Origin of the sequence: Enterobacter cloacae complex sp. IR53030, assembly GCF_049238365.1 — a bacterium.
Lineage (GTDB): Bacteria > Pseudomonadota > Gammaproteobacteria > Enterobacterales > Enterobacteriaceae > Enterobacter > Enterobacter kobei.
Genome location: NZ_JBMKHA010000028.1, coordinates 15,288 through 30,078, shown reverse-complemented (window position 1 = coordinate 30,078; position 14,791 = coordinate 15,288). Strand labels below are relative to the sequence as shown.

The following is a 14,791-nucleotide window of genomic DNA, read 5'->3' as shown; positions in this document are numbered from 1 at the left end:
TTTAATTACATTTATTTTTGAACCAAAATAACAATCCATAGAATAGTATCAAAATCGTAATTACGGAGGGTGATTACATATATTCATATAAATTATCTTTAAAGGGAATATATAATGAAAAGAAAAGTTCTGGCAATTCTGGTACCCGCATTATTAATGGCTGGCGCAGCAAATGCGGCTGAAATTTATAATAAAAACGGCAACAAAGTTGATTTCTACGGCAAGATGGTTGGTGAACGCATCTGGTCTGACACTGACACAAGCAACAGTGAAAACAAAGATACGTCATATGCTCGTTTTGGTGTGAAAGGCGAAACACAGATCAATAACCAACTGACCGGTTATGGCCAGTTTGAATACAACATCGATGCCAGCGCACCTGAAGGTGACCAGGACGAAAGTACCCGTCTGGCATTTTCAGGTCTGAAAATGTCTGACTACGGCTCATTCGATTATGGCCGTAACTATGGCGTGGCTTATGACGGCGCAGCTTACACCGATATGTTGGTTGAATGGGGTGGAGACTCCTGGGCCGCTACCGATAACTTTATGACACAACGTACCAACGGTGTCGCAACTTACCGCAATACCGATTTCTTTGGTATGGTTGATGGTCTGAACTTCGCTGTTCAGTATCAGGGTAAGAAAGACGACCGGGATCGCTTCAAAGCAAATGGCGATGGCTACAGCATGTCTGTGAATTATAATGTAGACGGCTTTGGCTTTGTCGGCGTCTACGGTAAATCTGACCGTACTGACTTACAAACGCTTGACGGCTATGGCGACAACGCTGAAGTATGGGCACTGTCTGCTAAGTATGATGCAAATAGCGTTTACGCCGCAGTTATGTACGGCGAAACGCGTAACATGACCAAAGCAGGTTCTAATCGCGGTTTTGCTAATAAGACTCAGAACGTAGAAGCAGTCGTTCAGTATCAATTCGACTTTGGTTTGCGTCCATCCCTTGGCTATGTTTATTCTCAGGCCAAGGATTTCGGTGCAACTAATGGTTATGAAGGTGTCAACGCTGACCGCGTGAATTACATCGAACTTGGTACCTGGTACTACTTCAATAAAAACATGAATGTTTATACTGCATATAAATTTAACTTGTTGGATGAAGAAGACGGAGCCATTACGGGTAATGTGACGGACGATCAGTTCGCGATGGGTATTGTTTACCAGTTCTAATCCCCAAAATTACTAAAGCCCGCACTCGCGGGCTTTTTTTCATTTATAAGAGCCGAATTTACGGCGCTTCCTGCAACGCCACGCGAATAAACCCGTTATTCTGCGCCAGCAGTTCGTGGGCTTTCCATGCATCCAGCCCGGTCAGTACCATCAGGACTGCCGTTTTACAGTTATGGTTACAGCTCTCCAGCGCGGCTTTTGCCTGCGCCCGGGTGCAGCCCCCCGCCTCCATCACAATGGCAATTTGTCGTTCGGCCCATTTGGTATTGCGTGCCTCCAGATCCACCCGCAGGTTGCTGTAAACGCGCCCGGTCCGCACGGCCAGCCCCGTGGTGACCATCGAGAGGATCATTTTTTGCGCAATACCCGCTTTGGTATTGCTAAAGCCTGCCACCACATCAGCCCCCAGCGCCGGGGCAATTACCATGCTTGCCAGCTGCGCCGCTTCACTTTGTGCATCACCGGTAATGATGGCGACCATAGAGCCCAGCGACCATGCATGGCGCATTGCCCCCCAGACCCACGGCGTTTTTCCGCTAACGGTGACCGCCAGCATCATATCGTGTTCACCAAACTTAATGGCCTGCAGATCGGCAACGCCACGCTCGTAGCTCCCTTCCCCTTCCTGTGCCGTCACGGCAATCACGGGGGTTTTACCCGGCGCATATTCATCGGCAGCCTGTTGTGCGACACGGCCAGACGGCCCCGCCCCGACAATGACCAGACGGCCCCCGTGACTAAGAGTTGCCGCGGCGTTATCCACCACGCGGGCGATCGTCGTTAAACAGGGGGATATTGCAGCGGAAATGAGTGCATCTTCCTGGTGAATGACCTTCAGCATGTCCAGCGTGGACAATCTATCAATATTCATCGTGCTGGCGTGCCGTCTTTCCTTGACCGAACCGGTAAGCATAATGCTCATAAACAGCCTCCTTATTATGAGTACCCACACACTATAAAGTGTTTTATATGGATGACCTGCGAGGAGGGTCACGAAAAGAGGACCAAATCCACGCCTTTACATGGCTTTAAGAAACGCGCGTCATCAGCGATAATTACCCCTTTGTTAATCATCGCGGAGTATTGATGAGCGATTTGCAGCCTTTCCTTCTGACGCGCAAGCGCCCCATGAAACTGAACACGCTGGTCACGTTGATGGTATGCGCGATTATTGCCTCTGTGCTGCTTCTGGTCTTTGCGCTCTACTCCGTTCAGATCACCCGGGCCACCCGCGATGATGTCAAAGACACCGCACTGGGTATCGCCCGCACGCTGGCCGACAGCCCGGAGATCCAGCGAGGCCTGATGCAGTCCCCGCAGGCCGACATCATTCAGCCCATCGCCAAAGCGGTCACCCAACGCAACGATCTGCTGCTCACCGTGGTGACCGACATGCGCGGTATTCGTTACTCGCACCCGAACGAAGCACTGATTGGCCTGCATTTTATTGGCAACGATCTGGAACCCGCCCTGGAAGGTAAAGAGAATGTCTCGGTTAACCGGGGCGCCCTCGCCGAAGCGCTTCGCGTCTTTACCCCGGTTTATGACAGCCAGCACGATCAGATCGGGGTGGTGGTGGTCGGTATCTCCCTCAAAAAGGTGGAAGACCAGATTGCCCGCGGGCGGCTGAATGCGCTCTGGACGATATTATTCAGTATCTTTATGAGTTCGATGGCGATTTGGGGCCTGGTGCGGGTGCTGAAGCGCATTCTGTTCGGCCTCGAACCCTACGAGATATCCGCCCTTTTCGAACAACGTCAGGCAATGCTGCAGTCGCTTCGCGAAGGCGTACTGGCCGTCGATATTCACGGGCGCGTGACGATGATCAACCACACCGCCAGAGAAATTTTACTCCTGCCCTCCGGCAAGCAAACGGAAAACGCCAGCGCACCACTTTTAGCCAGCCTGCGTGAGATTTCAAAAACCGGCGTCGCGCGCCAGGATCAGGAGATCAGCTGTAACGGTCGGCTGTTGCTGTGCAACATGGTGCCGGTCAAAAGCCAGGAGCAGGTCATCGGGGCGATCGCCACCTTCCGCGATAAAACGGAAATCAGCCAGCTGATGCAGCGCATTGATGGCATGGTCAACTACGTCGATGCCCTGCGCAGCCACACGCACGAGTTTATGAATAAACTGCATGTGATCCTTGGCCTGCTGCATATGAAGCGCTACGACAAGCTGGAGGAGTACATCATCCAGACGGCGCATAATTACCAGACGGATATCGGTACGATCCAGAGCAAGGTAAAATCGCCGGTCATTGCCGGGTTCCTGCTGGGTAAAATCAACCGGGCAAAAGAGGCGGGCGTCACCCTGACGCTGGCGGACGAGAGCCAGATACCGGATACCGCCAGCGAAGAGCAGGCCGCGGTGTTGATCACCGCGCTGGGTAACCTGATTGAAAACGCGCTCGACGCGATGGAAGGACAGCAGGAGGGCGAGATCGGCCTGCTGCTGCATTATCAGAATGGCTGGCTCAGTTGCGAAGTCAGCGACGATGGCCCCGGCATTGATCCCACTCAGCTGGAGGCTATTTTTACTAAGGGCTTCTCAACCAAAGGTGAAAACCGCGGCGTTGGGCTGTTCCTTGCTCGCCAGCAGATTCAGAACCTGGGCGGAGAGATCTCCGTGGAGTCTGAGCCTGGCGTCTTTACCCAATTTTTTGTTCACATCCCCTGGGATAGCGAGAGGAATATCGCGTGATAAATGTATTAATTGTCGATGATGACGCCATGGTTGCCGACCTCAACCGTCTGTATGTCAACCGTGTTGAAGGCTTTAGCTGCTGCGGTGTCGCCTCCACGCTCAACCAGGCGAAGGCCGTGATTAACGACCCGGGTCAGCCGGTCGATCTGGTGCTACTGGATGTCTATATGCAGCAGGATAACGGGCTGGATCTGCTGCCCGTGATTCGCGCGTCCGGCCGCCCGATCGATGTCATTATGATCTCCTCGGCCGCCGATGCCGCCACGATCCAGACCTCTATCCACTATGGCGTGGTGGATTACCTGATCAAACCCTTCCAGTTCCCGCGCTTTGAAGAGGCGCTCAACGGCTGGAAAGCGAAGCATAACCTGATGGAATCGCATCCGTATTATGAACAGGCCGACGTTGACCGCCTGATCCACGGCGGAGCACCGGAGCTGGCGGACAGCAAAAAGCTGCCGAAAGGGTTAACGCCGCAGACGCTGCGCACGATCTGCCAGTGGATTGACGCCCACCCGGAGATGGAATTCTCTACCGATGACCTGGCGAGCGCGGTGAATATCTCCCGCGTGTCGTGCCGCAAATACCTGATCTGGCTGGCGCAAATCAACATTCTGTTCACCAGCATTCACTACGGTGCCACCGGGAGGCCAGTGTATCGTTACCGTCTCCAGCCGGAACAGACGGGGCTGCTTAAGCAGTACTGTCAGTAACGCGGTAGGTATTATCCAGCAACGTAAAGCGGAAGTGGTGCATCGATGAGATCACCACTTCTTTTGTTTTGGTCACAAAAATGGCTTCAATATCCGGGCGAGAGCGCAGCACCGCACAGCCCTTCTCTATGCCCATGCCGTACATCAGCGTGGTCCAGATATCGCCGTCGATAGACTCTTTTGACACGATGGTGACGCTGTCCAGCGCGTTGTCCAGCGGGTATCCGGTGCGCGGATCGAGAATATGGTGATAGCGCTTGCCGTTATGCTCAAAGAAGCGCTCGTAGGTTCCTGACGTCACCACGGAGCGGTTTTCCACCGTCATCGCGCCAATCAGCGCGTCGCTGACGAACGGTTTTTTCAGCCCGACGCTCCAGCCCCCTTCCGGTGAGCCCAACGTCTGGATATTTCCCCCCAGGTTGATGAGTCCCCGCTCGGTCCCCTCTTTGTGCAGGTAATCCCGCACCCGGTCAGCGATATAGCCTTTGGCGATGGCGCCCAGGTCGATCTCCATGCCTGCTCTCGCCAGAAACACGCTGCTCTGCGCCTCATCAAGGATGACATCCTCAGGACGGGTAATCGCCAGCAGCGCCGCAATGTCATCAGCAGGCGGAACGCTGTCACCCCGGAAACCAATTTTCCAGCGCTTCACCAGCGGGCCTATCGCCAGGTTAAAAGCGCTGTCCTTGAGCAGGCTTGCCGCTTTTGCACAGCGGATCAGCTCGAACACCGGTCGGCTGACGATGACCGGATGCTGCCCAGCCGCGTGGTTGATGTCCATCACCTGCGAGTGGGCACGGTTGACGGTAAGCAGATCTTCATACTGTTTGATGAGTCGAAACACGCGGGAGGCGAGGGCTTCGTCATGGGAGAAGAGTTTCAGGAGGATGGGGGAACCCATCAGGACGGCGGAGTAACTGTAAACACGGTTATCTGACATGCATGTTTCCTCAGATGTAGCCCCGGCAAGCACCGCGCCGCCGGGGAAATCGCCGGATAACGTTGCGTTTATCCGGCCTACAACACAGGTGCTTTATGCCATTTTTGCGCGCATCGCCGCCTGATGTCCGGCAAGGGTACCAAAAATAATGATGTCTGCCACCGCGTTACCGCCGATACGGTTACCGCCGTGGATCCCGCCGACCACTTCACCCGCAGCAAATGCCCCTGGCAGCACGTTGTGGTTGCTGTCCAGCACGCAGGTTTCAGTGTTGATGGTCACACCGCCCATGGTGTGGTGCACGCCCGGCGCAATCTGAATGGCGTAGAACGGCCCTTCATTGATTGGCGCACGCAGCGCGGTGGTACGGCCAAAATCATCGTCGTGCTGTTTCTCGACAAAGCCGTTGTAGCGTTCCAGCGTTGCCAGGAAGGCGTGATGATCCATGCCCAGCGCTTCGGCCAGGGCTTTTGGTGAGCTGGCGCTGGTCACGAACCCTTTGGCGATGTACTCATCCGCAGCTTTGTTTTTGGCGCGTACGTGTTCATCAAAGACGATGTAAGCGTATTTCTCTGGCAGCGCGATGATCTGCGCGGAGACTTTGTCGCGGGTCGACATTTCGTTGTAGAAGCGCTCCCCTTTCTGATTGACCAGAATCGCCCCGCCGCCGCGGATGGATTCGGAAATCAGGTACGAGGTTTTCTGCTCCACGGTGGGGTGAATCTGAATTTCGCCCATATCCACGGTGCCCGCCCCGATGCGCTCCAGCAGCGCGATACCGCCGCCGGTGGCCCCTTTATGGTTGGTGGTGACGAATCCTTCCAGGTCCGGACGGTATTTCACCACCATCTGGCTGTTGGCGCTGAAGCCGCCGGTCGCCACAATCACGCTTTTGGTTGCCACGATGACGGTTTCATTCTCTTCGGTCGTCAGGCGCACGCCGGTCACTTCGCCGTTTTCGAAAATAATGTCACTGACGGAGGTATCCAGCATCACCTCGATGTTGCGTTTGTTGACGTTACGCACCAGACCGCTGATCAGATAGCCGCCTACTGCAGAACCGTCTTTTGGACGGTGAGTACGGTCGATGCTCATCCCGCCGGTGGTGGTGATGTCGTTGAGCATAATGCCGCGGGTTGCCAGCCACTCAATTGCTTCCGGTGCGTTCTCGACAAAGCGACGCAGCAGTTCCGGGTTGTTCTTGTTACCGCCGCCTTTCAGGCTTTCCTGGTAGAACAGCTCTTTGCTGTCCTGAATACCCTTCACGCGCTGGAAGCGAGTTTCAGCGGCGTTCATCCCGGCAGACGCTTTGATGGTGTTACCGCCGATGGTTGGCATTTTCTCGACAATCAGCACGCTTGCGCCTTCGTCGTGCGCCTGAATCGCCGCCGCCAGACCGGCACCGCCGCTGCCCACGACAACCACGTCAACGCTGCGGGTTTCGTTCGGGTCAACGCCCTCCTCTGCCGCCAGCGCTTTACTGGATTTCAGCATCGCTTTAGAAACCGCTTTTTTCACCGCTTCACTCTGGCTGGTTGCGCCGGTGATGGCATCCACGTGCGGGGTGTTGGCATCCAGAATTCGGGTACGGATCTCTTCGAAGCTGGTCACAAACTCAACGTCTTCGCTTGGGCCAGAGGCCAGCGCGATGTCCGCAATGCGGTCGGTTTCCAGGCTGACGTTAATCACCAGCTCCTTAGCGTCGTCCTGCACTTTCTCGACGAAGGTGCCCGGTTTGAATTTAGACTCGCCCATGCTCATGTCGCGGATCATCGCTTCCACCAGCGAGAAGCGCCACAGCGGTTCCGGGATGCTCAGCTCCTCGCGTTTGGTGCTGTCCATAAACAGCTCAAGGCTTTCGCCAGCCGCAATGCGGTCTGTCCAGTCCGGATAAGCGATGGTGGCGCGGCCAACGGCAATCAGGTCGTAACCGTGGTCCAGCGCGTCATTCACGTCTGAAGCATTCACCACGCCGCCCACGCCCATGACCGGAACCTGCGCCAGCGTTTCTGAACGCATCGCGCAGTATTTTTCGATGAGCGGGGTCGGGTCCTGGGTGTCAACAATCGAAGGACGCAGGATTGCACCGACGGAGAAGTGCAGGTAATCCACGCCGCGCGCGGCCAGTTTCTCCAGCAGGTACATGGTGTCTTCAAAACGGATGCCCGGGACTTCCAGCTCTTCAGGGGAGAAGCGGTAACCGATGATGAAGGCATCATCCGCGTACTGGCGCACCATTTTGTGCGTAATGTCCAGCACTGCCAGCGGGAACTTCGCGCGGTTGTCGCGGCTGCCGCCCCACTCGTCATCGCGCTGGTTAGAGTTCGGTGAGTAGAACTGCTGAATCAGGTAGGTGTTGGCCCCGTGGATTTCCACGCCGTCGAAACCGGCCTGAATGGCGCGACGCACAGCTTCCCCAAACTTGCCGATCATTCCTTCTACTTCTTCGGCGGTCAGTGCAACCGGCGTTGCGGCACCGTCACGCGGTGCGGCCACCGCGCTTGGGCCAACCGGGGTACGGCCACCAATCAGTTTTGGGTCAACCATACGGCCGCCGTGGTAGATCTGCAGCAGCGCTTTCGAACCTTTGGATTTAATCGCCTCTGCGATTTTCGCCAGCCCGGCAATTTTCTCATCGTTATCAATACCGATGGCGCCCGGGAAGGCGAGACCGAGATCGTCAACGAAGCAGCACTCCACGATGATGGTACCGATGCTGCCGGAGCGAGCCCGGTAGTACTCCACCAGCTCACTGGTGACAGTACCGTCATAGTAGCCGGTACAGGTGGTCATCGGGGCCATTAACAAACGGTTTTTCAGTTCAGTGCCATTCGGTAATGTGAAGGGGCTAAGAATGCGTTCGTTAGTGCTCATAATAGAAACTCCAAACTTTTAAAATTAAGAATTCGTTATCGGGTTTAATTTTTAAATTGGTTGTTATTTGCCGATGTCATGATACTAATATAATGATTTTTTTAGTTTCTAAAGCCATTACGTTAGTTAAAAAACTATTTAATCCCTGAGATAACAGAAATAACACAATGGTGTTAGTGATAATAATTCACCCGTTTACAATAATTTAAAATACGTTAAATAAATATTGGTCATACCAATTTCATTTAACCATAAAAATTTCAATAAAATCAAACAATAAAATTAATACCAGATTTTGGATTGTTACAAGAATGATAAAGAAAACGATAAAAATAAATAATAACCCCATACGCCAGAGTGGTTATTAATAAAAGCACGAAAATAACGCTGCACTTCTGTTTTTTTGATCCTGATCAATAGTTGCAGCATCCAAAAGCGCAATATAAAAACATCATCAATTTTTAATTTAACGCACACAGAAAGGCGTTAAATCGTTATTAATGAAAAAACCAAACCGCACCTTTAATAACTAAAAAAAGCAAAGAAACTTAAAAAAACGCATTTGGTTTTTTCTGCACCACCGAATTTTTGACAACTTAAGACGTGAAACTATGAATACAAAAACTGCTGTAACGCCCCCAGTGGCGAACCAGGCATCAAATGGAAAAGCGAAACGACTGCTGATGATGGCGTTGCCCGTCATCGTCGCCGTACTGCTGCTGTTTGTTCCGGTACCGGAAGGTTTACCGCCTTACGCGTGGCACTACTTCGCTATCTTCGTTGGCGTGATCGTCGGGTTGATCTTCGAACCACTGCCTGGCGCGGTGATTGGCCTGACCGGCGTGGTCGCCATTGCGCTGTGTAGCCAGTGGGTGCTCTTCAGCCCGGACCAGCTGGCAGATCCAAAATTCAAGCTGGCAGGCGCCTCCTTCAAATGGGCGGTGAGCGGGTTCGGTAACTCCACGGTCTGGTTGATTTTCGGTGCCTTTATGTTTGCCGCAGGCTATGACAAAACCCGCTTCGGCCGCCGTCTGGCGCTGATTCTGGTAAAATATCTCGGCCGTCGCAGCCTGACGCTCGGGTATGCTATTACCTTTGCAGACCTGCTGCTGGCACCGTTTACCCCGTCCAACACGGCGCGCAGCGGCGGGACCATCTACCCGATTATCGCTAACCTGCCGCCGCTGTACGGCTCAAAACCCAACGACCCAAGCGCGCGCAAAATTGGTTCTTATCTGATGTGGGTGGCTATCACCGCGGCCTGTATCACCAGTTCTATGTTCCTCTCCGCTCTGGCGCCGAACCTGCTGGCGCTGGCGCTGGTGAAAAGCACCGTTGGGATTGATATCTCCTGGGGCACCTGGTTCCTCGCGTTCCTGCCGCTGGGCATCCTGTTGATTCTGACCATGCCGCTGCTGGCCTACTGGTTCTACCCGCCTGAAGTGAAAGTGAATAACGAAGTACCGCTGTGGGCGACCCGCGAGCTGGAAAAACTTGGCAAATTGTCGCGCAATGAGATCCTGCTGCTGGTCTTCGTGTGCTGTGCGTTGCTGATGTGGATCTTCGCCGCCGCGTGGATTGAACCGGCCATGGCTGCCCTGTTAATTGTCGGTCTGATGCTGTGGACCGGTGTGCTGGAGTGGAACGATATCACTGGTAACAAAGCCGCGTGGAACACCTTCGTCTGGTTCGCCACCCTGGTGGCGCTGGCGGATGGCCTCTCCTCTACCGGCTTTATCAGCTGGTTAGGTAAAGAAGGCGGTCTGCTGATGAGCGGTATCTCTCCGGGCGTGGCGACTATCGTCCTGCTGCTGGCGTTCTACCTGCTGCACTACCTGTTTGCCAGCACCACCGCACACACCACCGCGCTGCTGCCCGCGATGCTGACCATCGCCTCCACCATTCCGGGCATGAATATGGAAGTGTTCGTCCTGCTGATGGTGACCTCGCTGGGTGTAATGGGGATCATCACCCCATACGGTACCGGCCCAAGCCCGATTTACTACGGTAGCGGCTACCTGCCAACCAAAGACTACTGGCGCCTGGGCACTATCTTCGGTGCCATCTTCCTGGCGGCCCTGCTGCTGATTGGTTATCCGTGGATGTCGATGATGTTCTGATTTCTGACCGCCGGGGTCTTCCTCCGGCGGTTTTATTTTTGTGGAGCAAGCTATGTCAAACAAACCGTTTATCTACCAGAACCCCTTCCCTCTTTCCCATGACGACACCGAATATTATCTGCTCACCAAAGAGCACGTCTCCGTTGCCGAGTTCGAGGGGCAGGAAATCCTGAAAGTCGAGCCGGAAGCCCTGACGCTGCTGGCGCAGCAGGCCTTCCACGATGCCGCCTTTATGCTGCGTCCTTCTCATCAGAAACAGGTTGCCGCCATTCTTAACGACCCGGAAGCCAGCCAGAACGATAAGTACGTCGCCCTGCAGTTCCTGCGCAACTCTGAAATTGCCGCAAAAGGCGTCCTGCCGACCTGTCAGGATACCGGCACCGCGATCATCATGGGCAAGAAAGGCCAGCGCGTCTGGACAGGCGGCGGTGACGAAGCCGCCCTGAGCCAGGGCGTGTATAACACCTACATTGAAGACAACCTGCGTTATTCCCAGAACGCCGCGCTGGATATGTATAAAGAGGTGAACACCGGCACCAACCTGCCCGCGCAGATTGACCTCTACAGCGTGGACGGTGATGAGTACAAATTCCTGTGCATGGCAAAAGGCGGCGGTTCCGCGAATAAAACCTATCTCTATCAGGAAACCAAAGCGCTGATTACCCCTGCGAAGCTGAAAAACTACCTGGTGGAGAAAATGCGTACCCTGGGCACCGCCGCCTGCCCGCCTTACCATATCGCGTTTGTGATCGGCGGTACCTCCGCAGAAGCCACGCTGAAAACCGTGAAGCTGGCCTCTACCCGCTACTATGACGCGCTGCCAACCGAAGGTAACGAACATGGCCAGGCGTTCCGCGACGTTAAGCTGGAAAAGGAACTGCTCGAGGAAGCGCAGAACCTCGGCCTGGGCGCACAGTTTGGCGGTAAATATTTTGCCCACGACATCCGCGTTATTCGCCTGCCGCGCCACGGCGCGTCCTGCCCGATCGGCATGGGGGTTTCCTGCTCCGCAGACCGCAACATCAAAGCGAAAATCAACCGCGACGGGATCTGGATTGAAAAACTGGAACACAACCCGGGCCAGTATATTCCTGAATCACTGCGTCAGCAGGGTGAAGGCGACGTGGTCAGCATCAACCTGAACAAGCCAATGAACGAGATCCTGTCCCAGCTCTCCGCGCACCCGGTCTCTACCCGTCTGTCGCTGAACGGGACCATCATCGTGGCGCGCGATATTGCCCATGCGAAGCTGAAAGAGCTGCTGGATAACGGCGAGGAACTGCCGCAGTACGTTAAAGATCATCCGATTTACTACGCAGGTCCGGCCAAAACGCCGGAAGGTTACGCCTCTGGCTCACTCGGCCCGACCACCGCGGGACGTATGGACTCGTACGTAGACTTACTGCAATCCCACGGTGCGAGCATGATCATGCTGGCGAAAGGCAACCGCAGCCAGCAGGTGACCGACGCCTGCCATAAGCACGGCGGCTTCTACCTCGGCAGCATTGGCGGTCCGGCGGCGGTGCTGGCGCAAAACAGCATTAAGAGCCTGGAGTGCGTGGCGTATCCTGAACTGGGTATGGAAGCCATCTGGAAAATTGAAGTGGAAAATTTCCCGGCGTTTATCCTGGTGGATGACAAAGGCAACGATTTCTTCCAGCAGATCCAGAATCAACAGTGCAAAGGCTGCTCACAGCGCTGAGGCCTTCCACAACGCCGGTAACAGCGACAGCGTTTCGTTGATAAGCCCGCGCTTGTCGCTACCCGGTTTCCAGATGGTCACCATCGTCTGAGCTATCCCCTGGCTGCCCACCTCGGTGGGCAGCCTTTTTACATCCTTCCACTGCGCCGCATGAAGATGCGTCGGCAAAAATCCCCAGCCGCACCCCTTTTCCAGCAGACCGCGCAGCATCTCAAGTTCATTGGTAAAAAGGGTATGTCCGGAGATTTGCAGACGGCGCGCGACCGGCTCGTCAGACGCCGCATGCATAATGACCTGCGGCACCAGAGAGAGATCGAGTAGCGAAACCGGAGAGGCGTTATTCCGGAACAGCGCTTTCGAGGCGTACAAATCCATCTCTATGGACCCTAACGCCCGCCATTCCATCTCATTGCCTACGCTGCGATTACGTGCCTGACAGATCCCAATATCGGCCTCACCGCTGGCGAGCATCGCTTCCGCTTCATCACGCGAGGTGCTGGTCAGGCTCAGCCGAATATTCTGGCTCGCCATTTTTGCTATCAGCGCCTGCAAAAAAGCGCGTGGGGTGAACGGATCGTAGACGAGCGCAATATCCTGCGTCGCGCTTTGCGGAACGGCTCTGGCGAACGCCTCAAAGGCTTTTACCTGACGCATCAACAGATGCGCCTGCCGCTGTAACTGCTCCCCCTCCAGCGTTAAACGCAGGGTTCGCCCCTCGCGCAGGAACAACGCGTAACCCAGACCATCTTCCAGAAAATCAATCAGATCGCGCAGGGTCGTGCGGTCTTTACCCAGTTTAGTGGCCGCCTTCACCAGGCTGCCATGTTCAGCCACGGCGGTGAACGCCTCAAGCTGGGCAAACGAATAGATCAATGACGCCACGCGATCCTCCACAGTTCCTTTTCGGGGGATTTTCCCCCATAACGCGTTTTTTATTATAGGCCGCGGGTTCGTAAACTGAAGTCCTTCCTGAGCCATACGAGAAAAACATGAAAAACAAAACAAACCGCACTCTGCTCGCGGCGCTGATTGTCAGCAGCCTGCTCTCTCCTGCCGCCATGGCTGCCTGCAACGGTACCGTTCTCGACACCTGTCCTGCCCCTTTTGATACAAAACTGCCGGACGCACATACGATGCTCACCTGGAGCCAGGCCGACCGCGTCGTGGGTTTCCGCAATGACTACCGCAACTATGCGGGCGACGTATTCCATCACGGCAACGCCTCGCCGTTGCTGGCCGCAGAAAAACCGCTGACCGATGCCCGCTATCAGGTGAATGGCAAGACCTACGATCTCCATGATTACCTGAAACGCCAGAACGTCAGCGGCATGCTGGTATTAAAAAACGGCCACGTTGCCTATAAGTATCTGGGTGAAGGGAATACCGACAGCACGCTCTGGACCTCACGCTCTGTCGGTAAATCGGTGGTCTCTGCGCTGGTTGGGGTAGCGATTAAAGAGGGAAAAATCCACTCCCTCGACGATCTTATTACCCAATATGAACCTGATTTGAAAGGCACCGCCTGGGACGGTGTGACGCTGAGACAGCTTATTACCCACACCTCCGGCGTGGCGTGGAATGAGGACTACACGAATCCGGGATCCGATTTCGCAAAGCTGACAGAGTGCGAAGCCAAACCGGGCACCTATGACTGCGTGCGGACATTAGTAAAAGGGTTACACCGCGCACACCCTGCGGGCGAAAACTGGTCCTATTCCTCGGGCGGCGCGTGGCTGCTGGGTGACGTGCTTGAACGCGCAACCGGCATGACGCTCGCGGCGTATCTGGAGAAAAGCATCTGGCAACCCTACGGCATGGCCAGCGACGGCGTGTGGCATGCCTACAGCAAAGGCCAGCATGATGTCGGCGCCCACGGCTTTAACGCCACGCTGGAAGACTGGGGCCGCTTCGGTCAGTTCATCCTTCATAACGGCACATTGCCCGGCGGGAAGCAGATCCTGCCCGAAGGCTGGGTAAAACAGTCCTCAGACTGGACGCAGGCAAAAGGTTCGGTGTCCGCCGCGCATCCGAAGGGGTTGTATGGCTATCAGTGGTGGAACAACGAAGTGCCGGTTAATGCCACCCACTTCGCGCCAAAGGTCGACAATTCACTTAAAGGGTCGCTCTGGGCGCTGGGGATCTTTGGACAGATGATTATGGTGAATCAGAAAGAGAACCTGGTTATCGTCCAGTGGTCCACCTGGCCGCAGGCGGAACCGTCCTTCAGCGCTCAGCCGCTGGAAGCATCGTTAATGTTTAGCGCAATCGCGAACGCGCTGCGCTGATTTTAAGAGCCAGGCGCTGCCTGGCGTCTTCTCTGCGCAATGTCACAAAACAGCGATATCAGCAACTTAGCGAATTAGCGTGAATAAAAAATCACACGATTGTTAAGTTATTGTTAGGTATGTAAATCCTGGTCAACATCCTGTCATTGATGCACAACGCGCATCAGTTCATTCACTCTTTGCGCTTATTAATTCCCGTTTCCTGATCCAGTTTTCAAAAACAGACGAGCATAACGTCACGATAAAAACTGGAGATAATC

At 54.7% G+C, this 14,791-nt stretch carries 10 protein-coding genes; 6 read left to right on the top strand and 4 right to left on the bottom strand.

The features are described from left to right. The first annotated feature begins 114 nt into the window (after nucleotides 1–114). Complete coding sequence (locus tag ACOTXR_RS21975; protein ID WP_023330824.1) at nucleotides 115–1,191, top strand: porin; 1,077 nt, start codon at nucleotides 115–117, stop codon at nucleotides 1,189–1,191. Between the two features lie 58 nt (nucleotides 1,192–1,249). On the opposite strand, the gene ACOTXR_RS21970 is transcribed toward ACOTXR_RS21975, so the two are convergent. Beyond that, nucleotides 1,250–2,113: an N-acetylmuramic acid 6-phosphate etherase gene (locus tag ACOTXR_RS21970; protein WP_014884412.1), complete on the bottom strand. Its 864-nt coding sequence runs from the start codon at nucleotides 2,111–2,113 to the stop codon at nucleotides 1,250–1,252. Nucleotides 2,114–2,277: 164 nt separating this feature from the next. Between ACOTXR_RS21970 and ACOTXR_RS21965 the strand changes: the two genes are divergently transcribed. Both ACOTXR_RS21965 and dcuR read left to right on the top strand, forming a co-directional pair. Then, nucleotides 2,278–3,894 (top strand): sensor histidine kinase, encoded by a 1,617-nt coding sequence (locus ACOTXR_RS21965; RefSeq protein WP_047626507.1) that lies wholly within the window; start codon nucleotides 2,278–2,280, stop codon nucleotides 3,892–3,894. After that, the gene (gene dcuR, locus ACOTXR_RS21960; protein WP_058690832.1) at nucleotides 3,891–4,610 is read left to right on the top strand and encodes a two-component system response regulator DcuR; all 720 of its coding nucleotides are present in this window, start codon (nucleotides 3,891–3,893) and stop codon (nucleotides 4,608–4,610) included. The genes ACOTXR_RS21965 and dcuR overlap by 4 nt, the downstream gene beginning before the upstream one ends. On the opposite strand, the gene ACOTXR_RS21955 is transcribed toward dcuR, so the two are convergent. Then, entirely contained in the window at nucleotides 4,591–5,550 is a 960-nt protein-coding gene (locus ACOTXR_RS21955) for an FAD:protein FMN transferase (protein ID WP_058690831.1), read from the bottom strand. The genes dcuR and ACOTXR_RS21955 overlap by 20 nt on opposite strands. 93 nt (nucleotides 5,551–5,643) lie before the next feature. After that, the gene (locus tag ACOTXR_RS21950; protein ID WP_410023156.1) at nucleotides 5,644–8,424 is read right to left on the bottom strand and encodes a flavocytochrome c; all 2,781 of its coding nucleotides are present in this window, start codon (nucleotides 8,422–8,424) and stop codon (nucleotides 5,644–5,646) included. A gap of 611 nt (nucleotides 8,425–9,035) precedes the next feature. Between ACOTXR_RS21950 and ACOTXR_RS21945 the strand changes: the two genes are divergently transcribed. Further along, nucleotides 9,036–10,544, top strand: a complete 1,509-nt coding sequence (locus tag ACOTXR_RS21945; protein ID WP_014884418.1) for an anion permease — start codon at nucleotides 9,036–9,038, stop codon at nucleotides 10,542–10,544. A 52-nt stretch (nucleotides 10,545–10,596) separates the two neighbouring features. Further along, on the top strand, nucleotides 10,597–12,246 hold the full coding sequence (gene fumA / locus ACOTXR_RS21940; RefSeq protein WP_014884419.1) for a class I fumarate hydratase FumA: 1,650 nt from the start codon (nucleotides 10,597–10,599) through the stop codon (nucleotides 12,244–12,246). On the opposite strand, the gene ACOTXR_RS21935 is transcribed toward fumA, so the two are convergent. After that, entirely contained in the window at nucleotides 12,235–13,140 is a 906-nt protein-coding gene (locus ACOTXR_RS21935; protein ID WP_058690829.1) for a LysR family transcriptional regulator, read from the bottom strand. The genes fumA and ACOTXR_RS21935 overlap by 12 nt on opposite strands. Nucleotides 13,141–13,235: 95 nt before the next feature. Here ACOTXR_RS21935 and ACOTXR_RS21930 point away from each other — a divergent pair, with 95 nt between their 5' ends. Further along, nucleotides 13,236–14,531 (top strand): serine hydrolase domain-containing protein, encoded by a 1,296-nt coding sequence (locus tag ACOTXR_RS21930; RefSeq protein ID WP_222834585.1) that lies wholly within the window; start codon nucleotides 13,236–13,238, stop codon nucleotides 14,529–14,531. Nucleotides 14,532–14,791 lie beyond the last annotated feature (260 nt).